We start from the raw sequence: 24731 nt of genomic DNA on the forward strand, positions 1-24731 counted from the left end.
CGGTTCATTTCAAGATATTATTCATTATAATTGCTCCTTTTATTCTGTTGTGATAAAATTATCGCGTACCTTGATAATAATTTAATACAAATATTTTTACGAGTACAATTATTTTAATACATAGTATCTTAAAAGATACCAAGGAGTGTAAGCATGCAAGAAAACTTAAGCTTAGAAAATTTAAATGCAGAAGAAATATGGGAAAAGTTATATAACAAAGAATTAAATTGTAAGAAGAACATTTTAGAATATATTGATATTGCTAAGATACTAAAAAAGGGTGAGGCTGACCCGGAAAAGATTCAAGATACTTATAATTTTATCTATGATAATATTGAGAAGATGTCAGATAAAGTTAAACCGAATACTATTATGTATCTTCAAAATGAATTAAAAAATCAGTTTGGCAAATATGTAGTTGAAAAGGAGCCTAAAGAAGAAGATGCCTTTATAAAATTCTTTAAGGAGGCATACCCTGTAAAAGATAGAAGAAAAGATTTTACTTGGGTTATGATGAATATTAATAACATAGTAGAAGAACAAATTTGGACTACATTAATTCACATTAACAGAGAATATATATGTAAAAGAATTAAATTAGAAGCTGAAGAAAAAGAATCTATAATTAAAATGATAGAAAAGGTAATTAAAAAAGATAATATAAAATATACTAATCGAATAAAAAGTTTAGATAAAGTATTAAATAATTTAAATATTAAAATAGTAAATGACAAGGATAAATTCAAGGTTAAAAAATTATAATTATGTAAAAAGAATTTTAGTAATGCACAAGAGCATTGTTAAAATTCTTTTTTATTGATAAAGATTTTTAAAGCTGTAGTGATATTTTTTATGTGACAGCTCACTTTTTATAGACAAAGAATAAGATTAGTGAAAATGGGCTATTGTTGAGCCTATTTTTTTAGGTTGTTCTTTTACTGGATCTACATGAATTACCATGCAGATATTCAAATCATTAGAAATTTCATTTTCAGCTGCATCAATTGTTTCCTTCGTTATGGCCATTGCCCCTATATTAGAATTAGTCCATGTTTTATATATTACTGGAGGATTTAGGCATTATTATGATAATAAAATAAGCATTTGTATTTTTAAATGTAAATAATATTGACAAAATTCTGTGAGAATAATATACTATGAAATAAGAACGACGACGTTCGACAAACATACTTTAAAAAGTATATTTTTCGGATGTCGTTTTTTTATACAAAAAAATAGGCCATTATAATTAGTTGAGAAAAAGAATTCAAAAATTAATTTTTAGGTAATGTGCAGTTATTTTTAAGCTAAGGCACATTCAAAAATTAAAAAAACTTATACATAAATAGCTGAAATTTTGTTTTGAGATTTGACATACTTAAGGAGGATTTTATATGGAAATTAATTTAGGCGATTGCAGTTTTATATTAATCTGTTCAGCACTTGTACTTTTAATGACACCAGGACTTGCATTTTTTTATGGTGGAATGGTTCGTAGGAAAAATGTTTTAAATACATTGATGTCTTCATTCTTTGTTTGTGGATTAGCATCAATAATGTGGGTTTTAGTAGGTTATTCATTGTCTTTTGGTAATGATTTTCATGGGATAATAGGTGGACTTAATTTCTTAGGTTTTAATGGGGTAGGAGCAGAGCCTTCAGCATATGCACCTACAATACCCCAAGAGCTTTTTGCTGCATTTCAAATGATGTTTGCAATAATTACTCCAGCGCTTATAACTGGAGCTTTAGTAGAAAGAATGAAGTTTTCAGCATTGTTCATATTTGTAGCTATATGGTCACTTTTTGTATATTATCCAATGGCACATATGGTATGGGGAGCTGGTGGATTAATAAGTTCTTTAGGTGCCGTTGATTTTGCAGGAGGAAATGTAGTTCATATAAGCTCAGGTATTTCGGGCCTTGTAGCTTGTATTATGTTAGGTAAGAGACATGGACATGGAATTATGGCATATAGACCACATAATATTCCATTTGTAGTTCTTGGAGTAGCATTACTTTGGTTTGGGTGGTTTGGATTTAATGCAGGTAGTGCGCTCGGAGCTGGTCCACTTGCTGTACATGCATTCATGACAACAAATACTGCAGCAGCTGCAGCTATGCTTTCATGGATGTTAATTGAAAAAGTAAAACATGGTAAGCCAACATTACTTGGAGCAGCAACAGGAGCAGTGTTAGGGTTAGTTGCAATTACACCAGGAGCAGGGTTTGTTCCACTTTGGTCATCAATTATAATTGGTATAGCAGTATCTCCAATTTGTTTCTTCTTTGTGGAAAAAGTAAAAGCTAAGTTTGGATATGATGATGCACTTGATGCTTTTGGATGTCATGGAATCGGTGGAATTTGGGGTGGTATTGCAACTGGAATTTTTGGACAAACTGCAATTAATCCTGTAGCACAATGGAATGGTCTTTTTTATGGAGATGTTAAACTTTTCATTGCACAAATAATGAGTATTTTAATAACAATAATATTTGCAGGTGGGATGACTTTCTTAATTATAAAAGTTATGAAAATGTTTATGGATATTAGAGTTGATAGCTCAGAAGAAGCTGATGGACTTGATGTAGCTGAACATGGGGAATCTGCTTATCCATCATTTAATGGATTAGACTAGGAATATAATGCATGAATGCATAAAATGGAGAAAGTATAATATTAAAAAATAGAATTAAAAAAATTCTATGGTGGATTTCAAAGGTCACGTTTCGCTTTCACCATGAACCACAACCATTTGTATGTAGCTTAAATAGCTGCTTACAGATGGTTATTTTTTTTATTTAAAAGTCTTAATATAAAGAATGTTGACGTCTGAAAATATTTGATGTAGTATAAAATTATACGGAGTTCAAGAATATACTGAGTATAAAAATGGGAGAGATTTTGATGATAAATAGAAGAGAACGTAAAAAAGAATTAACTAAGGAAATAATAATTGATAGTGCATTAGCTCTTTTTGAAGAAAAGGGTTTTCAAGAAACCTATATGGAGGAAATAGCAACGAAATCGGATATTTCTAAGGGTACGTTATATAATTATTTCCAAGATAAAGAGTCAATATTATCAGCTTATTTTCAGGCCCTTATAAATAATCATGATAATAATTTTAATGAAGTTAGTGAAAAATTCAAAGAAACAAGAGATATAAAAGAAACATTGAATAAGATATTAGATTTCATAAATCATATATTTAGAGAAAATATTCAATATACAGCAATTTATTTTAGATACAGACTCCAAACACTTTTTAACGCTAATCCCATAGATAATCCTAATAGAAGTGGATTGGAAAATTTGATTTCAGAAGTTATAAAAAATGCACAAGAAAATAACCAGCTTAGAAATGACATTTCTTCAATAATAATGGCAAGAAATTTTCAATTCATGTACATGAATTATTTTATTTCAAGTATTTATGGAAATGATAATATCGATTTAGAATTATCAAAGAGCCAAATTATAGAATTATTTTTAAATGGAGCAAAGCTTCAAAAAAATTAGGGGAGATGATCACTATGGTAAATAAGTATACATTGTACTTTGATGAAATAGATAGAAAAGATTTATCACTTGTAGGAGGGAAGGGTGCAAATCTGGGAGAGATGACTAAGGCTGGTTTTCAAGTTCCTTTTGGATTTTGTGTAACTACAGAAAGTTATAAGGAATTTATAAATTATAATAAACTTTATAGTTTTATTGTAGAAGAAATTAAAGATGCAAATCTTGAAAATATTGCTACCATAGGGATTAAATTAAGAGAAAAAATAGAACAAGCAGAAATGCCTAGAAAAGTAGAAGAAGAAATCATTAAAGCTGCTGATAAGATTGGGATTGATAACTATTATGCTGTTAGATCAAGTGCTACAGCAGAAGATCTAGCTTTTGCCTCTTTTGCAGGTCAGCAAGATACATATCTTAATATTAAAGGAAAAGATTCGCTAATTAATGCAGTAAAAAACTGTTGGGCTTCATTATTTACTGATAGAGCAATACTTTACAGATTGCAAAATAAAATTGAACATGAAAAAGTGCATATGTCTGTAGTAGTTCAAAAAATGGTTCTTCCAGATATAGCTGGTATTATGTTTACTGCAGATCCTGTATCAGGGCATAGAGGAATTATTTCTATTGATGCAAGTTTTGGACTTGGAGAAGCGTTAGTTTCTGGTCTTGTATCTCCTGATATATATAAATTTAATAAGAAAAAAGAGGAAATAATAGATAAGACTATAGCAGAAAAGAAACTCGCTATAATGCCAATTCAAGGTGGGGGAACTAAAAAAGTTGATATTACAGGTGAAAAATCTACTAACCAAGTCATGGCGGATTCTGATATTAAAAGGCTTTCTGAACTTGGAATGAAAATAGAAAAGCATTATGGCTGCCCACAGGATATTGAGTGGTGTTTGGAAAATGGTGAATTGTATATTGTGCAGAGTCGTGCAATTACATCATTATTTCCACTTCCAACCCCTAATAACAATGATGATAACACACATGTATATATTTCTATAAACCACCTTCAAGTGATGACCGATCCAATATCCCCTTTAGGGCTTGATTTATTTAGAGATATGCTGCCTTTTGGAAGAAATATTAAAAGAGAAGAAAAATATAAAATTTTAGCTTCAGCAGGTGGTAGGATTTATGCAGATGTAAGTGGTTTTATGAATTCTGAAAGAATAAAGGAAAAGCTTTTAGCTTTATTAACAAATGCAGATGCTTTGATGGCAGAGGCTTTAGGTGAGCTCTTAAAGAGAGAAGAATTTAAGGAAAAGTTTAAAGGAAAGAAAGCTAACTTAAGACCCTTCTTAAAATATATAGCTCCAATAGCAGTTAAAGTTATGAAAAACCTTCTTTTCACTAACCTAACTGGAACGGTGGAGTTTATGAATAATTATATTAAGCAGCGTGAAGAAGATACCTTGAAGGCTATTTTAAATTCAAAGAAAGGTACTGAAAAGTTAAATATAATACATGAAAAAGCAAGTCTTTATGAGGATGCTAAAATAATAGTACCATATTTAGCTCCAGGAATTATTGCCTTTAAGCTTCTTGAAAAGCTGGAAATGAAGCTTTTAGGAACAAATAATTATAGTAATATAATTGCAAAAGGTTTAGAAGGAAACATTACAGCAGAAATGGGATTACTTACTGGAGATTTGGCGGATATGGTGAGAAAGTCTCAAAGTTTAATTGATGAATTTGAAAATGAAGATTATGAAACTTTGGTTTCAAGAATAAATGAAGTTAAAGGAAATGAGGAATTTAAGAGCTTTTTTAATGATTTTATAAATATGTACGGAGTGCGTGCTTCAGGAGAAATAGATATAGCTAGAGATAGATGGATTGAAAATCCTGAGCCACTTGTAAAATCAATACTTGCAACTATTAAAACTTCAGAGGAAGGCGCTCATAGGGAAGAATACAAAAATACTATAAAAAAAGCAAAAATAGCAACAGAAAATATGGTAGAAGAAATACAAAGAAAGCATGGCAAAATTAAAGCTAAAATTGTGAAAAGGCTTATATTTGTTTTAAGAAATTCTTTTCCAATAAGAGAACATCACAAATTTATGATGATGAGACTTTGTATGATTTTTAAGAAGGAATTGCTAAAAGAAGCAGAAAATTTGGTTGTTAAAGGTTATTTAAATGAAGAAAAGGATATTTTCTATGTAAATTTCAGTGAATTATATAGAGCGATTGAAAATAATGAGAGTCTTAAAACAATAGTAGAAAAAAGAAAAGAAGAATATGAACATTATAAAAAGTTAAATGCTCCTCGTGTTATTACAAGTGAAGGAGAAGAAATAAAAGGTGGCTATAAGATAGGGAATCTTCCAAAAGGAGCACTTCCAGGTATTCCTGTTTCCTCAGGAGTTATTGAGGGAATTGCAAAGGTAATAACTGATCCTTCAAAGGCATCCTTGAACAAGGGGGAAATTCTTGTAGCGCCATTTACGGATCCAGGATGGACGCCGCTTTTCATAAATGCAGCTGGATTAGTTATGGAAGTTGGAGGACTTTTAACTCATGGAACTGTAGTAGCTAGAGAGTATGGAATACCAGCAGTTGTTGGAATTTCAGATGCTACAAAAATGATAAAAACAGGTCAAAGAATCAGAGTAGACGGAAATAGCGGATATGTAATAGTTCTAGAAGAATAGGCGGTTTTTCTATGATAGGTTTTATAGGCGTTCTTTTAAGCATGTTGGCTATGGGAATGATGCAGCTGGTACTTGCCTATGGTGAATTTCAAAGGTCGCACTTCGCCTCCACATGAAAACCACGACCATTGTATGTAGCTTAAATTGCTATTTACAGGTGGTCGTGGATTTTTCTTATAACTGGCGGCCTAATCCTATCCATTTTGTAAAAGATGAAACAATCTATAAATTAATCAATATAAGAATATAAGCAAAAATCTTTAATACTATCCTTTGTGTAATCTTTCATTGCTAACTATATTTTTAGCAATTTTATGAGCTGTCTTTCCAATTTCATCTGCATTCATTGAAATAAGATTTCCATCTTTTGATACTAACTTTCCGTTAACAATAGTCATTTTGGTAAAGCTTGAATTTCCAAGGCATACTAATGAAACAAGTGGATCATGGCATCCTGCATACTCAACCTTGTTAAGATCAAATAGTATTATATCAGCCGCCTTTCCAACATCAAGTCTCCCAGTATCAGGCCTTCCTAAAACATCTGCACCACCTCTAGTTGCAATCTTTAGTATTTCGTAAGCATTAAGTCCGTCAGCTCCATACTTTAAATGATTTAGAAGGTACGCACGTCTAACTTCTTCCCACATGTTCGAACCATCGTTACTTGCACTTCCGTCAACTGCTATACTTATATGTCCACCTTTTTTAAAAATTTCAGAAGTTCTACAGATGCCACTATTAAGTTTCATATTTGATGAAGGACAGTGGGCAATACCAGTTCCATTCAATCTATCTATTTCTGAATCGCTAAAGTGTATTCCATGTGCATACCAAACATCAGGACCAAGCCATTCAAGTTCTTCCATAAGCTCAAAGGGTCTTCTTCCATATTTTTCGATACAAAATCTCTCTTCATCAATGGTTTCTGCAAGATGAGTATGAAGCATAACTCCTCTTTTTCTGGCTAAGTTCTTAGTTTCAAGCATTAATTCTTTGGTAACTGAAAATGGTGAACATGGTGCAAGAGCTATTCTTGTCATTGCAAAATCATTTGTATCATGGTATTTGCTTATAAGTCTATCGCTATCCTCTAATATTTTACTTTCAGCTTGAACAACTGACATTGGAGGAAGTCCACCATGATCTCTACCTAAAGACATAGAACCTCTTGTAGCAGTAAAGCGAATTCCAATTTCTTGTGCTGCTCTTATTTGTTCATCAATTAATGTGTCAGGTTGGTTCTTTGGAAATACGTAGTGATGGTCTGAAGTTAAGGTACATCCAGTTCTTAAAAGTTCACTAAAACCTACTAGACCTCCATAATATACAGCATCTGGAGTTATATTTTTCCAAAATTCATAAAGCCCAATAAGCCATGGGAAAAGTGGCTTTTCTTGAACTTCTTTTATTCCCCTAAATAACGTTTGATACAAGTGGTGGTGAGTATTTACAAACCCTGGCAAAGCCACAAGTCCAGTACAATCAATAATTTCGGTTTCAGCAGGTACTTCAAGGCAAGTAGCTATTGAAGTAATTTTAGGTCCTTCAATTAATATATCTACATTTTCAAATACATCTTCTCTGTCATTGAATGTTATGGCATGTCTAATGTTCTTTAAAATTAATTTCTTCATCATAAGATCCTCCTTAAAATAAAAAACCACTTTGAAATGAGTAATTTCAAAGTGGTTAACTCTACACGTTTTTGCGCAAATATAAAATTATATGTTCCTTGGTATTATAATATCAATTGTTTTGATATTTGTATAGTTTTATTTATAGTTTTTATAATAAATTTTATCTTTCATATGAATATAGAAGGATTCCTGTGGTTTAGTATCTAAAAATATAATTTGGTGGATTTCAAAGGTTTTCCTTGTTTTTGAGGACAAACACACAGGGTTTAAAAGTATTTTTAATCAATTTTTACTTGCAAGGACAACGCCTTACAGAATGTGGATATAGCAAGTTTCTCTGTCGTTATTTGTATTGATAAACAATATTCTAAGATGGGTAAATAAGTGGTATTATGGAAGATAGTGGGCAGTTAAGCACTTTTATAAAAAATATAGATAAGAGGCTTTTGAGGAGTCTTGAAAAAGAAATATTCAAAAATTCCCATATTAATAAAAACTATACTGAAGTGACATTTAAAATACAAGAAATTAGTCCGATACTAAATCTTTATTGTAACTCTTAGTTAAGCACTGAAGAAGTGGAACAACTATTATATATGATATTTTAATGAGGTATAAAATTATTTATTTTTTGGGGGGGGATTCTTATGAACAATACTTCTTACGCAACAGACTATAAAGAACTTCCTTTTATTGTGGAAAGTGATGGTTTAATTATAGAGGTAAGTAAGGCATTTGTACAATTGACTGAATATAGCATAGATGATTTTCTAAATAAAAATATAGAAGATTTATTTACAACTTTAAGAGTCAGTCCAGAGGTCAACTATGAAGAAGTTGATAGCTCAGCCGACTATTTTTTGTTTACAAAATCACTTGAAGTTAGGTTTGTAAACATTGAAGTTATACAGGAAAGAGATAAACAATTATATATTTTTAAGGAAAAGTCAAACTCAAGACTAGAAGAGAAGTTTCAGTATATCGAACATCTTTATAAAGCCAACAAGTCTGGTATTGCTATTTACTCTGCACCTGACCCAACTCTTCTAAGAGCAAATGAAACTTACATAGGCTTTTTAAATGAGCCGTTTAATATAAAAGAAAACAGTATTGGGAGAAAGCCAGAGGAATTTGTAAAAGGATATAAAGGAAGTGTTTATGAGGAAATTTGGACAAACTTGTTGAATACAAATGAAGTTTTTTATGCAAATGAGATTCCGTACGATAGATACGACAGAGGTATAACCTATTGGGATTCTTCCATTGTACCCATATATGAGAATGGGACAATAAGGTATTTTGTGGAAAATGTTACCGAAGTAACAGAACATGTACAAAATCGCAAGTTTTTTGAAGAAAAGAACAAAGAATTAAAAAAGCAGGCGGAACAATTAAGGTTGATTTCGGAAAATATGAAGGACGCCTTGTATATTATCAACAAGAATGGAGATTATGAATATATCAATGAAGTAGGCAAAAAATACGCTTACCAACCAGAGAATATCAGCAAGGTTGGTGACAGCTTGGTTAATACATCATTTTATAATGAGAACGGAAGGAAATTAACGAGGGATGAACTGCCTTCTTCAAGGCTATTAAGAGGAGAGAAAATAGAAAATGTAGTACTCAGGGTTGAGAAACCGAACGGCACAGCATATTTGAACTTTAATGGCGGCCCGATTTATAATGATGCTGAAGAATTGACTTCCGCAATATTATGCTTCAGTGATGTGACCAACAAATATATAAATGAGCAAGAGATAAGGGAAAAGAAAGAATTGCTGGAGGCAATCATTGAGAATATATCCGATGGCTTAATAGTTTTTGATAGGGAGGGCAACTGTATGCTGCAAAACAAGGCTGCCCTTACGTTTCAATTCTTGTCTAGTCATAAAAACATCAGTAAAAGTTTTTCTTTTTCAAGATGCTTTGATATAGAAGGCAATGAAGTTCTTTCTTCTGATATGCCTGTAAATCGCATATTAAGTGGACAAAGAATACAAGAACAGACGCTGGCTATGGAACATCCGGAAGGCAAGAGATACTATGTATTTAATGGGTCACCTCTGTATAATGTGTATGGAAGCTTTGGTAAAGGTGTATTACATGTGCGGGACGTTACAGATTCCATAACTAAGAGTGAAATAATCAAGCTTCAAAAAGACCAGCTTGATGCTATATTAGAAAACATGAGGGAAGCCTTGTTTATATTTGATAAGCACGGCAAGTATATTCTTATAAACAAGACAGGCAGACAGCGTTTCGGTAGAGCAATTGATAAGGCGGGGGAGAGCTATGAATTTTCAGAATATTATGACCTTAACGGAAATAAAGTTCCCTTTGAGGATACTCCTAATTATCATGTATTACATGGCAAAACAGTAATTGAAAAAGTAATGCTTATGAAATCTCAAACACAAGAGATTTATATAAGTGTGAGTGGCTCCCCTATATTTGATGACAAAGGAAACTTCATATATGGAGTTGTTACAAGCCATGATGTAACTGAAAAGATAATGTATGAAGCAAAACTAAATCAGCAGCAGGAGCTTCTTCTAAAGGCCGAAAGAGGTCAGAGACAAGCTCTTGAGAAAAACATGGAGATGAAGGATGAGTTTCTATCACTAATATCTCATGAATTCAGGACACCACTAAATGTAATTAATGCAGCTATACAAGCAATGAATTATATCTGTGAAGATGAACTGCCTGATAAAGCAAAAAAATACATTAATATAATAAGGCAAAATACTTTTAGGCAGCTTAGATTGGTAAATAACCTTTTAGATATTACTCGGGTTAATGCAGGAAGGATTAAAATTAATAAAAAGAATATAGATATAGTATTTTTAACAAATTCAATCATAAAGTCGGTTTCCACATATGCTTTACAAAAGGGTGTTGCTGTAATTTTCTCTTCCTCTATAACAAGTAAAATAGTGGGAATAGATGATGAAAAGTACGAGAGGATACTTCTTAACCTTCTATCAAATGCCATTAAATTTACCCCTGCAGGAAAACTGATAGTTGTAAAGTTACGAACTACAAAAAATAAAGTATGTATTGAAGTCAAAGATAATGGTATAGGAATACCAGAGGAGAAGATAGATGTTATATTTGATAGATTTGGTCAAGTTGATAGCTCGTTATCAAGACAGGCGGAAGGTGCCGGTATTGGGTTATCACTTGTTAAAAGATTTGTTGATGCATTAGATGGAAGCATATCAGTTAAAAGTAAGATTGGTAAAGGAAGTACATTTAAAATTATGTTTCCAAATGAGCAGGTTATAGAGGAGCTAGATACAGAAACAGCAACGGATTTATTGGACAATCGCCTTGTTCAGGTTACAACTGTAGAGTTTTCTGATATTTATTTATAGTAGGTCGTAAATTAAGTTGCTCAATGTTATTCATATTATTTATTATCATACAGATTCAATACAATATGAATTTTTTAGATTTTAAACGTTGTAGATTCAGTCGCCTTTTCAGTTAGTTTTCAATGAAACTATGGCAAAATCTGATTATATATTAGTTTGTAATCTTCTTTTTTAATGAACTAAAGGCAACCTTAATTGGTTGTCTTTGTAATTTCAACATTGTTGTTAAACATAGCATTAAGGGCACCCACGAATGTCCAGTGCACAAAGTCGGCATAGCTACAGTATACTCGGTCTCGTACATATTCAGGAAAATTGACAGAAGGAATAGTGGAGAAGATACTTAGCAATTCATCAGAGCATCATCGTGGCATAAAAGTGATGCTTGAGAGCGGTATTGTGGGCAGGGTGAAAGAGATAAATAAAAGTATAGAATATTGCAAAAAGATATAGAGATCAGCAACTAGGGAGAGGTACAATTTTGCGGATTTATTTAGAGTAACTATTAAATTCTTGAGTTATCAATGTAATAATGCAAGCTATTGATTAACAGAAAAGCAGGGTGATAGTACACCCTGCTTTACAAATTTATATATTAATTGCTATTCTTAACTATTCTTTTAAAGCTAAAATATGTTGCATAAAAATATCCACCATATATCACAATAAGTGCTAAGGATATCATGAGGGAAGAACCTTGAAAAATACTTTTATTACCAGTCCTAAGTATTTTATTAGCTACAGTTATTCCAACTATTGAATGTATGATTGCCAAAGCTAAAGGCACCATAAAGTATATAAGTGTCTGTACTAGTATAGATTTATTTATCATCTTTTCAGTAACACCAATTTTTTTAAGAGAATTGTATCTATTCACACTATCGCTTGCTTCTGATAACTGTTGTAAGGCCAGTATTGCAGCACTAGATATCAAAAATACTATACCTAAGTATATGCCTAGAAATACAATAAGAGCTGATGGGCCATATACGCTTGCATAAAGCTGTTCTAGTGTATTTCCATAGATAAGCATAAAGTCATCCTTTTCGAGTTTGTACTTTTCAAGCTCAACAAATAAATTTGAGAATCTTTCCTTAGACTTTTCATAATTATTGCCTTTGAAGATTGCATTAAAGGACGATGCATGCGGCTCTAATGTTCCTTCAAAGTTGTCGGGGATTATGAAATAAAGGAATTCCAAACTAGCTTTTGAACTAATTATATTTTCTGTTATTGGCATTTTATTTTTTATGTTATAAGTTTTATTCTCTATAACTGCAGAGTTTTCATTTTTCATGAATATATCGAAGGCATTGATAGAATGTTCATAGTTGGATACAACTAAGATCTCATTATCCTTTAAGCTTATGGGTTGCTGCCCCAGAAGCTGTCTTATTGAATTATATTCTGATATTTTTACAGCTGATATAGGACCATCTGTATAGTTTGACTGAAGTTCCTTTTGCTCGTTTTTGCTTAAATACTTGATTAATAAATCGTTTAAGGAAAGATCAAGCTTGTATTCAGTAAAAAAGACATGTTTTTCGTAAGGCTCAAATTTAAAATTTGCTTTCTCAAGGGATTCCTTAATATCTTTTGTCTTTTGATCTTTTATATTAATATCTAGTTTAGCCGAAGCATCAAAAGAAGTATTTCCCTTAAGCATTGTATCTAGGCTACCTTTATAGCCAAACATGGTGAATAAAAGTGTGATAGTTAAAAAAAGCATAAGACATATTGTGGTCATTGATAAAAAGTTAGTAGTTATTTTGTTATTTATTTGTCTGAGTATAAATATATTTAAGTTTTTAAGATATATTTTTTGGCTCTTTTGAATCACATTGATTAAGAAGCTGGAAAGACTGAAAAAGAACATTAGGGTTCCTATAACGCCCAGTAGTATGGAGGCTATAAAAGTAGTATTATCAGGAGCTACTCCAACCTTTAACACCATGCTGTAAGCTGTTATAAGTGCTGCTGCTGACAGAAGAAATATAACTATTGAAATAACAGGATTTTTCAGCTTTATGTCTTCATTTTTCTTTGCAGCATTTATCATGTCGATAAGCTTATACTTAGAGATAATAACCTGATTAAATATAATCACTAGAAGGAATATTATTCCAAAGTATATAGACGATTTAATTATTGCACTTATTGATATAATAAATCTGTATTTATTCATATCAACTACCAAAAGTTTTGCCGTAATAACTGATAAGCCTTGGGAAACTATAATACCAAGTAAGATTCCAGCCGCCAGAGACAATAAACCGATTAAAAAAGTTTCCAGTATTAAAATTCTTGAAATTTTGCTTTTCGGCATACCTAAGGTCATATATATACCTAATTCTTTTTTGCGCTTTTTTATTAAGAAATTATTAGCATAAATTATAAGTCCTCCTAAAATAAAGGATACAAATACAGATGTTCCTGCTATAAGCTTATTTAGGGTTATTACATAAGCTTTAGTACTTTTTCCAATCTCAAGCAATGATGTTTGGGCCTCAATAGAATTAAAACTGTAGAATATGCATACAGCAAAGGTTAAGGTTAGAAAATATATAGAATAATCTTTAAAACTTCTTTTTACATTATTCGCTGCTATTTTAAAAAACATCGCTTGCATCTCCTCCAAGTAAAGTTACAATTTCAATTATTTTATTGAAGAATTCCTTTCTTGTATCATTTCCACGGATTAGTTCATTAAAAATCCTTCCATCCTTAATGAACAAAATTCTGTGGGCATAGCTTGCTGTAAAAGCATCATGAGTCACCATAAGTATGGTAGCCTGAAATTCTTTGTTTAACTTTTCAAAGGAGTCTAGAAGAAGTCGTGAGGATTTTGAATCTAAAGCGCCAGTAGGCTCATCAGCCAATATAAGTGAAGGTTTAGTTACCAAGGCTCTGGCAGAAGCCACTCTTTGCTTTTGTCCTCCTGACATTTGGAAAGGATATTTGCTTAGTACATCCGTAATTCCAAGCTTTTCTGAAACTTCTTTTATAGCTGAATCTATTGTAGCCGCTTTTCTATTTTGTATAGTTAGAGCTAACGCTATATTCTCGTAAGCAGTAAGGGTATCTAAAAGATTAAAATCTTGAAAAATAAACCCTAATTCATCTCTTCTAAATTCTTCTAATCCTTTTGACTTAAGAGTTGTAATATCTTTTTTATTTATAATAATGTGTCCTGTTGTAACCGTATCAATAGTTGAAATACAATTTAAGAGGGTAGTCTTACCGCTGCCTGAGGGGCCCATTATTCCAACGAACTCTCCCTTATCCACTTTAAAAGAGATATTATCAATAGCCTTTGTAATATTCCCTTTGTTTCCATAGTATTTTTCAATCTTTTGAACATCTAATATGTTTTGCATACATAATTCCTCCATCACTTTATATGTTTTGCTGGTATTTTCATACCAGCTTTATAAATGTTTAATTTTTTACGTCAAAATTCCAAATGCCTTCCATTATCTCTTTACCTGCGGAATAGATAGTTACACCATATTGACCTTCTTCAAGACCTTCGGGAGCTGATAGCGTAGAAGTAAAGTATCCCGATTTGTTTATCTCTATATTTTCATCTACTTTAAATCTGTTCTTTGTTGCGACTTCGCCTTTATACCACACAACTGTAGCTTTTTTGATAGCAAGCTTTTTGCCTTTTGCAGAAAAATAAACTGTATCTTTTGGTTTAAATGTAGTAGAAGGGGCAGTAGCTTTTCCGTTATCATCTATACTTTTAGTTATTGAGCTCTCTGTTATTTTAGGACCATTAAAGTATTTGTAAGAAGCGCCGCCAGCACCAATTATAAGCACTCCTACTAGTATCGGTATTAATAGTTTTTTCATAGTAAATTCCTCCTTGTATATAATGAATTGTAAACCTCATATATTAATGTTCTGTCCACAGTTATTATCTTACTAGAATTTTTTACAGATACATATTCGTTTATATTTCACTAAAGTTACATTTTTGTAATGTAAAAATAAAAGATTCACAGCATCGCAACAAGCAATAGCTATGAACCCTTTAATATCAATTAAACAAATTATTTCGGCCTAGGGGAAAGATAATACGGACCTTTGTACCTTCGCCAGCTTGAGAAGTTAGAGTTAGACCTAATCCAAGCTGATCAGAAAGCTTCTTACACAAATAAAGTCCAATACCGGTAGATCTTCTAAGTTTCCTGCCATTTTCTCCAGTAAAGCCTTTTTCAAAAACTCTGTTTATATCTTTATCTACAATACCTATGCCATTATCTTCAATGTTAAGTACTAGGTTGTTTTCATTTTTAATAGAATATATTTTTACCTTACCTGCCTTTTCCTTAGAGTATTTAATGGAGTTTACAACTATTTGATTTAATATAAACTCAAGCCACTTGGTATCACTATATACTAAGCCGTCCACACCTTCAATATCAATAGATATTCTCCTGCTTATAAAATCCCTTGAATTACTTTTAATCACGGATTTAATGAGGGAAGCTAAAAAAATCTCTTTAATAATATAATCTTTGCTTACATTATTACTTCTAGAGTAGTATAATACCTGTTCAATGTAACCTTCAATTGTATTAATCTCATAATCAATATTTCTTGTAATCTCATTTGGGTTATTTTCAATAATCAGTTTTGTAGATGCAATCGGCGTCTTAATCTCATGAACCCAGGTTTCTATATATTCTCTATATTCACTCTGCATGTCTCTATATTCTTTTACATGTTCATGCATATCTTTATTAGTGACTTTTAATAAATTATATATAAACTTGCCTTCTGTAAATTCAGGTTCTTTAATGACTTCGCAGAGCAAATATTTTTTATCTAAAGTATCCATTACATTGGTCAAATCAGTATAAAATCTGTTTATTTTAATATATTCTAAAGCTGTAGAGGAAAGTAGGGGAAGAAACCATATGCAAAAGGTTAAGAGAATTATATTGTCGCTAATATTTATAAGCAGCATAATGCCGCAAATAATAAGGAACAATATAAAATTAATAAGCAAGAATACAAATCTATCTTTTAAATAATCTTTTATACTCATGGCATTATATATCCTAGCCTGCGTCTAGTTTCTATATTATCTTTCATTCCAACTTCTTCAAGCTTTTTCCTTAGCCTTGTAACATTTACAGATAAATTATTATCATCTACAAAAATTTCCGAGCTCCACATAAAGTTCATTAAATCATCTCTAGACACAATCTTTCCTTTGTTCTTAATCAAACAGGACAATATTTTAAGCTCATTTTTTGTTAGCTCTGCAGCATTGTCTTTGTATGTAATAGTACCATTTGATAAATTGAGCTTTAAGTCATTGTAAGAAATTATGTCTTGGGTGTTGGAACCTTGAATTCTTCTTAATATAGATGAGATTCTTGCCAAAAGAATTTGAGTATTATAGGGTTTTGTAATAAAGTCATCAGCTCCTAAATTCATACTCATTAGTTCATCCATCTCGCTATCCCTGCTTGTAACTACTATTATAGGCACATCAGAAATTTTTCTTATTTCTCTGCATATGTGATATCCATCGAATATAGGTAGGTTTATGTCTAAGAGTACCAAATCCGGTGCTTCCTCAAGAGTATAATCAATAATATTTTCAAAGCTTGTTGGAGCAACAACATAATAACCATATCTTGTTAGAAAAGTACTAAGCTCTGCTCTTATAGTATCGGTATCTTCTATAATAATAATCTTTGGCATAAATTTACTCCCTTTGTTAAAAAAATATTGGCTTAAGGCTATTATAATTAATTATAGCCATTACTGCAAAGAAACAATCATTTAATCATTTACTGATGCAGACTTTAACGAGTTGCAAAAAATCTCACTTGCTAGCTATACTGAGAGACATATCATAAATAAAGAGAATTTTAAACAAAATTAAAGGTCCAATTATTCATATAATAATAGCAAAAACATTTATATCAAAATATAGGTGTTTTTAGTTTTTTGGTAGAGCAAAAATTATATATTTAGCCATGTTAAGATCTTTGCACTTAAGATTCACGGATACTATAATGTTTTTACATAATACCACATAAACTACTATTCCTCCTCCTTGCTACAATTTTCCCAAGACAATAGTATAAAAAAATGGAAGTTTAAATTCCTAAGATTGGCACCTATGTGGTGATAGTCGTGAGTTTACGAACGACTTGCTATTGGTGCAGTAATAACTGTTTCGAGAACTGCGGATATGCATATGTTTGATGGAAGAGATGGTATGATTGTTTATCAATATGGTCATTTAATAGGCTCATAATGTCTATAATAAGGTTATTTGAATTTCCATTAATTTGTGGTATAGTATTAATTCGGTAAAATCCACCTAAATATTCTATTTTATCAATATACTTTCCAGCAATTTTATGTCTTATGTAGTCAGTTTGTTTGGTGGAAATTGATCTAGGGCATAAATCTCGTTTGCCTAAAATTGACTACAAATTTTACTATATGAGGAATATTAAGATGAAAAAAATAAGTACTAAAATTATAATAACTATTATATCTTGCTGCATTGTGTTATCTTCTGTTTTAGGAGTAATTTCAATAACGGTAGGAAAAAAATTTATTAATAATGATGCTATGGATAAGCTTTTATATATGTCACAAAGCATAGGTGGAAATTTAGATAAAAAATTTGAATTACCAGAAAATAAAGTTGACTCTTTGTATTATAATGTCATGAGCACATTTGATATTCAGCAATTAAAAGCAGATCCGCAATATATGGAAAAATACAGAGGTGTATTAGCATCAACCATAAAAAATTATTCAGATGGTTCTAAAGATTATTTATCAATGTATTTCATATTGAATTCGGATTTAACTGGTGATGTAGCTGATGTGACTCTAGCAGATACTAAAGGTACTGGCAGTTTCGAAATACAATCAGAATTAACAAAAGATAAATATGATTCTAAGAATGAAAATATGAAGTGGTATTATGAAACCATAAAGCAAAAGGATGGAAAGTGGTCTATTCCACATGCTGCATCAACAATTGATTCAGACGTAATTACATATTCAAAACCCGTATTTAAAGATAACATACTTATCGGTGTAGTTGGTGTGGATTTAAAATTTAGTGATATTAAAGATTTGATAAATGGAATTAAAGTATATTCTACAGGATATGCTGCATTATATAATGATAAATTTGATTATTTAGTACATCCTGATTTTACATATAAAGACAATCTAGCTACAGTTAAAGATGGTGTTTACAAAGATATTTATGATCAAATAAAAGGAAAAGAATCTGGTGTTGCTAAGTATAAGAGCAAAAATGGACAAGATAAAATCCTGGCATATACAAAACTTTCAAATGGATGGGTTCTAACTTTGGCACCACCTATAAGTGAAGTTCTTAGCGGCATAAATAAATTAACAACAATAATTTCTATGGTTATAATAATAGGAATAGCGCTATCTATAATTGTAGCACTATATTTAGGTAAGAAAATTTCAGAACCAATTAAAGTAGCAACTGAACTTATAAATAATATATCTCATTATAATCTGGATTCGAACTTAGATCAAAAGGCAAAGAAGTTTTATGGAAATAAAGATGAAACAGGTATTATGATTAAGGCTGTATTTAATTTAAAGCAAAATCTAATTAATATAGTTGATAATTTACGAAATAGTTCAAGCCATGTTTATGAATATTCTAAAAGTCTATCTACAAATACTGAGGATACAGTTATGTATATTAATAATGTTTCAGAAGCGATGTCAGAATTGGCAAGTGGTGCAACTGAACATACAATGTATTCTCAAGAGAGTTTAGAAACAATTAAAAGTTTGGCTGATGACATACAAATTGCATTGAAAAGTTCTGACGTGGTGAAGGAAACTTCTAATAATGCTAAACAAATGGGTATCAGAGGTTCTAAATCTCTTGATATACTTACAAAAAAATTTAAAATAAGTAGCGATGCAACAAGTAAAATATCCATAATTGTTGATAATTTAGGTAATAAATCAGGTTCTATAGATAATATAGTAAGTACAATTAATAGTGTTGCAGAACAAACAAATTTATTAGCACTTAATGCAGCTATTGAAGCAGCCAGAGCTGGTGAATATGGTAAGGGCTTTGCTGTTGTAGCAGAAGAAATACGTCATTTAGCAGAACAAAGTACAGATTATACAAAGGAAATAGCTATGCTTATAAATGAAATACAAGGAGAAATAAGTCTTGCAAAGAAGACTATGGATACTGGTGTGGATGCTGTAAGTGAAGCTAATACTGCAGTAATTGAAACAGAAAAATCTTTTGATTTAATTGAGGATTCTATTAAAAATAGCTTAAATCATATTCATAATTTATCAGAAAATATTAAAAATGTAGATAAAAATAAAGAAAAAGCTATAATTTCTATTGAGAAGATATCTGCTATATCAGAAGAATCAGCAGGTGCTACGGAAGAAGTAGCAGCCATAGCTAAAGAACAAACTAATTCTATGAATTCTATTTCAGAAACATCTCAAAAACTTAATGAATTAGCTGGGAAAATGGATGAAATAGTTAAAATGTTTAAATTAGATTCTACAATGTAAGCTTTAAGACACGTGAAAGAAAATAACAAGTCAAAGATGTAATGAGCTAAGAAAAAATTTCTTAGCTCATTTTTACATTAAAATTAAAGAATTTAGAATTTTAAAACAATGAAAGCCACTGATTTCAGTGGCTTTTAGTATTTGGGGTAATGTTTCAAAAATGTTACTCTCTATTGATGAAGATGAAAAAGTAACTATTACAAATAGTAATAGTGGTGAAAACAAACTTTATTTACATACAATAGAACCGAAGCAGGAATTTATTGATAAAGGATACCTTAAAGCTATTGAAGGCTGCAAGACTTTAAGAGAAAAAACTTTAGGCTATGTTTTAATATGATGTTGAAATGTAGCCTAAAAAAATTATAAGTGGGATTGTCCACCTATAATACTCAATAAAAGAAAAATGCTTACAAACATATTAGTAAACTTTTTCTGCTAACAGTTATTCACTTTTTTATTTTCAACTTTCCACCATATTAATTCGTCATTTTCCTTATATTTGATAGCACCTACATTTTGTAAAACCTTATGTGATGGTGTATTCGCCTTTTCTGTATCTCCTATTACGTACACTGCTTTCGGATTTTTAAAAATCCATTCTATTAATCCTTTTAGTGCTTCAGTAGCATATCTCATATTCCTGTACTTCTCTTCAATACCATATCCGACAATTACTTCACCATTTTCATTAGGGTAACCCTTAATCATTATAAATCCAATTATCATATTCTCTTCTTTAAGAATTATTGCCCAATTTGTTAACCATAAATAGTTTTCTTCATCCTCAAGTATCTTTCTTGACCTTACTTTCATTGCATATTTCATTTCATCGTCAAGAACTGTATTAGTAACTCTTAACCCCAAATCAGTTTGCATTTTTCCATAGTTCTCTATAGATAAAGCCAGTTCATCTGCCTGTAACGGTAATAATCTTAATCTTTCGGTTTCTAATTTTATCATTTTGTCACTCCCCAAAAACTTTATATTTTACCATGATTCTTTCTATTGGTTATTGCATAATAATTTACCATTGTTCATTCGACTATAGTTTCGCATAATGATTATTATAACATAATTTACAAAATATCACACATGTTATATATAAATTGGCTCTCTATTCTTTAAATCTTTTACTTTGATATATGAATGTGTTACATTGCTTTGAATCATAAAATTCTTAGCCTTTACTATCTCTTTATCTGTATCAAATATTTGAAGCCATTTGAACCACTTAATATAGTTACTGATATATTTTGTTGCAACACCATTAAATCTATTCATCCATTTCTTTAAATTGCTATGAAGAGCATTAATATGTTGAATATGATATAATCCCTCTTTATGTTTACCTCTTTTTATACGTTTGTGTTCTAATGATAAATCATTTGCAAATTGCATATAACTCAGTACAAAGTATAGAATCATGTCCTATATGCCCCTCATATAATGTTTCTAATTCATTAGATGTAATTCTACCTTTACATGCTAATTCCATAATTAAATTACCTTGCCTATCAATAGCAGTAGCAATACAGACTTGTTCCTTTGAGATACCCCTTTTCTTAACTTGTTTGCCTCTTTTACGAGAGTGCCTTGGCATGTTAGAAGGCTTTGTACCCTTAAAACTTTCTGCAAAGAATACTTCATCTGCTTCAACGACACCATCAACGTATCCTTTACCTAAAAATGTGCTTATGCAATCGAGAATTTTATGTCTCCAAAAGAAACTTGTTGCCATGTTAATTTCTACGATTTTAGCACTTTTCCTAATAGAGTAACCATTAATCATGCACTTAGCGTATTTAAGCCACTTATCCAATGTTTTCTTACTTTTATAGGTTGCAGAATTAGTGAAGTCAGTAAAAGTTTTCTTACAAGATTTGCAGATATATCTTTGTTTACCATTATACTTACCATTTCTTGATATAGTTTCAGAGCCACAAATTGGGCATACTTTCCCCTTAGAAAATCTAAATTCTTTAACTTCTTGTTCTACTTGGCTTACTTGCGAACCTAAGACAAGAATTTCCTCTAAAGTTGATAGTATTTGTTCTTTCTGATGTAATGGTAACTTTTCAATATCATTTAATATAGACTTCACATTTTGCATAATGCAACCTCCTAAATACTTATTATATCTATTTTATAACCTATTTCACTAATAAATATCCATTTTCAACACTGATTTAAAACATAGCCAAACTTTAAAATAATATTTTTCTTATATTTGGCCTGAAAATGGTGTAATATTTAAATAAAATGTACTAAAAATACATTTATTTGACAAGTTATATTAAAAAATACAACTTTTTCAACAAATTATATTAAAGAAGTAAAGATATCATACGAATATTTAACTATAAGTGAGAAAGTATGTATATAGTGGAATATAACCCACTTTATATAATAATATGTTCATATAGATTAACTTTGAAATATGCGAACTTTAATAGTGCTTGTTGAAGAACAACAAGTATTATTTAGTGTTCACTAATGAAAACACTATGAATAACTAGAAGAAAAGGGGAAATAATAAATGAACAAATACTTAACAGGGGCAGTTGCAATGGCTGCAGTAGGAACTATTGTAACAACATCAATTCCAGCATCAGCTGAAGTAGTAAATGATTTTGAACAGGTAAAATCAATAATAACTGATGCTATGAATAGGCTTACATCTATAGGGGAAGATACAACAGGAGATGACATAAAAGCTCTTTATAGTAATAAGATGGAAGGCTATGTCTATAATACTAATGTAGATATAGAATATACTACACCAAGTGCGGCAACAATTAATATTAATGTGACAGCAACTACAGAAAGTGCAGTTACAGTAGATGTAACCACTCCGGAAGAAGTAACAATAGAAACTTTATCTTTTAATAAACCGGTTACAACTGAAGGATTAGTTACGCTTCCAACTGATGAAGTAACAACTGGATCAGCAGTAACAGTAGGACAAGCAAAAGATAAAATTAATGATGCCTTTAAAAACCTTAAATTATATAATAATGCTCAAGTGTATGACGTGTATGAAGCTGTAAAAGGAGCTATATACGATACAGGTTTTTATGGAGATATACATAACTTCACAATAAATCCAGCAATAAATAATAAAGATGGCTTAGTTACCGGAATTATTGAATTAACAGATAACAATGAAGCGCTTATAGAGAAGATGCCTTATAGTATAGTTGTTTCTAAGGGAATTAATCCTGAAGATGGCAATGATAATAATAATCATGATGAAAGATATGATAAATTATATGATGAATTGGATAATCTTCAAGATGCGATTAATAAGTTAAAAGTATCAAATGATACAACTGTTGATGATATTATAGACTATACGAATAAATCACTTAAAGATAAAAGTTTAGAATTAACAATAAGTAATTTTTATAAAAATCCTTCAGAAGGAGGGCATCCAGGAAACCTTAGTTTTAGTATGAATTTAGTAGATCCTAGCAATAATTTAAACTTAAATAATTATGAGGGGATAGATATTGATACACCGTCTTCAGCAGAAATAAAAGAACTAATAAACAATTATTTAGCAAAATTACAGCCGTCAAACAATATGAATGAATATGATATATTAGACGGACTAAATAAAGTTACAAATGGCAAAGTAGCAAGTGTAAGAATAACAGAGTTCTACTTAATGAAAGCAACTAATGTAGATACAGACTATTCAGATGGTACAGGCATCTGTAATTTTCATATAGAGTTAAAAGATTTAAATGAAAATTGGCTAGGGATAGACTACTACAATGATAAAATCGTTTCTACAGAAGAGCCAGGAAACACTGGATCAGAAGGTGGTTCAGGCTCAGCAGGAGGTTCAGGATCAACAGGAAACTCAGGCTCAACTGGAAATTCAGGAAACTCAGGCTCAACGGGTAACTCAGGAAATACAGGCTCAAATGGAAATTCAGGATCATCAAGTGGTTCGAGTTCTTCACATCATAGCTCAGGCAGTAGTTCCTCAAGCAGTAGTTCCTCAAGCAGTTCATCTAGTAGCTCTTCAAGCAGCAATACCACTGGTTCAACTACTAATACATCTAATACTGGAGCATCAACAGGAACTGTATCAGATTCAACTAAACCAGTGTCACTAGCGAATATGTCAAAGGAAGCTGTAAAAGCAGTTGAGTCATCAGTGGTAAATAATATAAGTAGAGTTACAGGAGCTACTGCTGAACAAGCTAAAGAGGTAGTAACAGCAGACGGAACTAAGCTATCTGTAACAGCTATTACTAAAGATGGTAAGAGCGTAGGTGCTGTTATAACAGCAGAAGCAGGCAGTACAAGAGCGGTTATTCCGGTTGATAAAACTCAAGCACCAGTAGCAGCAGTTTATAAATATGTGCCTTTACTAGGAAAATATATACAAGTACAAGATGCGGTAATAACAGCAGATGCAGTTACATTACCTGTACAAGCTAATGCAACATATGTAGCATCACCAGTAGCTATGACTACAGCAGATACAATAAAAGAAGGCTGGGTACAAGTAAGCAACAACTGGTACATGGTAAATGGAACAGGAGATCCATTAACAGGATGGCAAAAGGATAATGTAGGCTGGACTTATATGTCACCATCAAATGGAGCTATGCAAACAGGTTGGGCACAACTTGGCGGTACTTGGTATTATCTAAAGAATAATGGATATATGTCAACAGGCTGGGTTAAGGATGGTAGTACTTGGTACTACTGTAACTCAGATGGTTCAATGGCAGCTAATACAGCAATTGACGGATATAAATTAGGTGCAAATGGAGCATGGATAGGATAATATAAGAGTGAAAATATAACTTAAAATATAAAAAAGCTATTAACGTATAATAAAACTGTCTCAAAACTGTATTTTGAGGCAGTTTTATTTATATATATATAGCCCTATATATATAAATTATGCTAT

16 protein-coding genes and 2 pseudogenes are annotated in these 24731 nt (G+C 31.2%); 9 read left to right on the forward strand and 9 right to left on the reverse strand.

What is annotated here, in order from left to right; genetic code table 11:
- The first annotated feature begins 153 nt into the window (after nucleotides 1-153).
- Nucleotides 154-762: a hypothetical protein gene (locus T483_RS0126840; RefSeq protein WP_026889608.1), complete on the forward strand. Its 609-nt coding sequence runs from the start codon at nucleotides 154-156 to the stop codon at nucleotides 760-762.
- Between the two features lie 126 nt (nucleotides 763-888).
- On the opposite strand, the gene T483_RS31370 is transcribed toward T483_RS0126840, so the two are convergent.
- Nucleotides 889-1026, reverse strand: a complete 138-nt coding sequence (locus tag T483_RS31370) for a hypothetical protein (protein ID WP_155268550.1) — start codon at nucleotides 1024-1026, stop codon at nucleotides 889-891.
- A gap of 368 nt (nucleotides 1027-1394) precedes the next feature.
- Between T483_RS31370 and T483_RS0126850 the strand changes: the two genes are divergently transcribed.
- The 3 genes from T483_RS0126850 (at nucleotide 1395) to T483_RS0126860 (ending at nucleotide 6192) form a co-directional block, all read left to right on the forward strand.
- Nucleotides 1395-2639 carry an ammonium transporter gene (locus T483_RS0126850; protein ID WP_026889609.1) on the forward strand — a complete coding sequence of 415 codons (1245 nt, stop codon included), beginning with the start codon at nucleotides 1395-1397 and terminating at the stop codon, nucleotides 2637-2639.
- 269 nt (nucleotides 2640-2908) lie between these two features.
- Entirely contained in the window at nucleotides 2909-3523 is a 615-nt protein-coding gene (locus T483_RS0126855; RefSeq protein WP_026889610.1) for a TetR/AcrR family transcriptional regulator, read from the forward strand.
- Between the two features lie 14 nt (nucleotides 3524-3537).
- A complete protein-coding gene (locus T483_RS0126860; RefSeq protein WP_026889611.1) occupies nucleotides 3538-6192 on the forward strand; it encodes a phosphoenolpyruvate synthase in 2655 nt (884 codons plus the stop codon).
- Between the two features lie 266 nt (nucleotides 6193-6458).
- On the opposite strand, the gene T483_RS0126870 is transcribed toward T483_RS0126860, so the two are convergent.
- The gene (locus tag T483_RS0126870) at nucleotides 6459-7829 is read right to left on the reverse strand and encodes an 8-oxoguanine deaminase (RefSeq protein ID WP_026889612.1); all 1371 of its coding nucleotides are present in this window, start codon (nucleotides 7827-7829) and stop codon (nucleotides 6459-6461) included.
- Nucleotides 7830-8479: 650 nt separating this feature from the next.
- Here T483_RS0126870 and T483_RS29890 point away from each other — a divergent pair.
- Nucleotides 8480-11212: a sensor histidine kinase gene (locus tag T483_RS29890; RefSeq protein WP_051560582.1), complete on the forward strand. Its 2733-nt coding sequence runs from the start codon at nucleotides 8480-8482 to the stop codon at nucleotides 11210-11212.
- Nucleotides 11213-11518: 306 nt separating this feature from the next.
- A pseudogene (locus T483_RS30760) lies at nucleotides 11519-11665 on the forward strand (YwbE family protein); the annotation flags it as partial.
- Between the two features lie 142 nt (nucleotides 11666-11807).
- Here T483_RS30760 and T483_RS0126890 read toward each other — a convergent pair.
- The 5 genes from T483_RS0126890 to T483_RS0126910 form a co-directional block, all read right to left on the reverse strand.
- Nucleotides 11808-13832: an FtsX-like permease family protein gene (locus tag T483_RS0126890; RefSeq protein ID WP_026889613.1), complete on the reverse strand. Its 2025-nt coding sequence runs from the start codon at nucleotides 13830-13832 to the stop codon at nucleotides 11808-11810.
- Nucleotides 13822-14589: an ABC transporter ATP-binding protein gene (locus T483_RS0126895; RefSeq protein ID WP_026889614.1), complete on the reverse strand. Its 768-nt coding sequence runs from the start codon at nucleotides 14587-14589 to the stop codon at nucleotides 13822-13824. The genes T483_RS0126890 and T483_RS0126895 overlap by 11 nt, the downstream gene beginning before the upstream one ends.
- Nucleotides 14590-14650: 61 nt before the next feature.
- Nucleotides 14651-15067 (reverse strand): hypothetical protein, encoded by a 417-nt coding sequence (locus tag T483_RS0126900; protein WP_026889615.1) that lies wholly within the window; start codon nucleotides 15065-15067, stop codon nucleotides 14651-14653.
- Nucleotides 15068-15254: 187 nt separating this feature from the next.
- Nucleotides 15255-16268, reverse strand: coding sequence for a sensor histidine kinase (locus tag T483_RS0126905; RefSeq protein WP_026889616.1), 1014 nt, complete (start codon nucleotides 16266-16268; stop codon nucleotides 15255-15257).
- Entirely contained in the window at nucleotides 16265-16933 is a 669-nt protein-coding gene (locus T483_RS0126910; RefSeq protein WP_026889617.1) for a response regulator transcription factor, read from the reverse strand. Before T483_RS0126910 ends, T483_RS0126905 begins: the two co-directional genes overlap by 4 nt.
- 768 nt (nucleotides 16934-17701) lie before the next feature.
- On the opposite strand from T483_RS0126910, the gene T483_RS0126915 reads away from it, so the two are divergent.
- Complete coding sequence (locus tag T483_RS0126915; protein WP_026889618.1) at nucleotides 17702-19798, forward strand: methyl-accepting chemotaxis protein; 2097 nt, start codon at nucleotides 17702-17704, stop codon at nucleotides 19796-19798.
- A 127-nt stretch (nucleotides 19799-19925) separates the two neighbouring features.
- The gene (locus T483_RS29895; protein WP_207641448.1) at nucleotides 19926-20138 is read left to right on the forward strand and encodes a hypothetical protein; all 213 of its coding nucleotides are present in this window, start codon (nucleotides 19926-19928) and stop codon (nucleotides 20136-20138) included.
- Between the two features lie 98 nt (nucleotides 20139-20236).
- Here the strand turns inward: T483_RS29895 and T483_RS0126925 are convergent, their stop codons facing one another.
- Complete coding sequence (locus T483_RS0126925) at nucleotides 20237-20761, reverse strand: GNAT family N-acetyltransferase (RefSeq protein ID WP_035790634.1); 525 nt, start codon at nucleotides 20759-20761, stop codon at nucleotides 20237-20239.
- Nucleotides 20762-20896: 135 nt separating this feature from the next.
- Nucleotides 20897-21911, reverse strand: a pseudogene (locus T483_RS30765) (IS1595 family transposase).
- Between the two features lie 426 nt (nucleotides 21912-22337).
- On the opposite strand from T483_RS30765, the gene T483_RS32560 reads away from it, so the two are divergent.
- Entirely contained in the window at nucleotides 22338-24605 is a 2268-nt protein-coding gene (locus T483_RS32560) for an N-acetylmuramoyl-L-alanine amidase family protein (RefSeq protein ID WP_026889620.1), read from the forward strand.
- Nucleotides 24606-24731: the final 126 nt, after the last annotated feature.

Source organism: Clostridium beijerinckii HUN142 (genome assembly GCF_000621745.1).
GTDB classification, from domain to species: Bacteria; Bacillota; Clostridia; order Clostridiales; family Clostridiaceae; genus Clostridium; species Clostridium beijerinckii_A.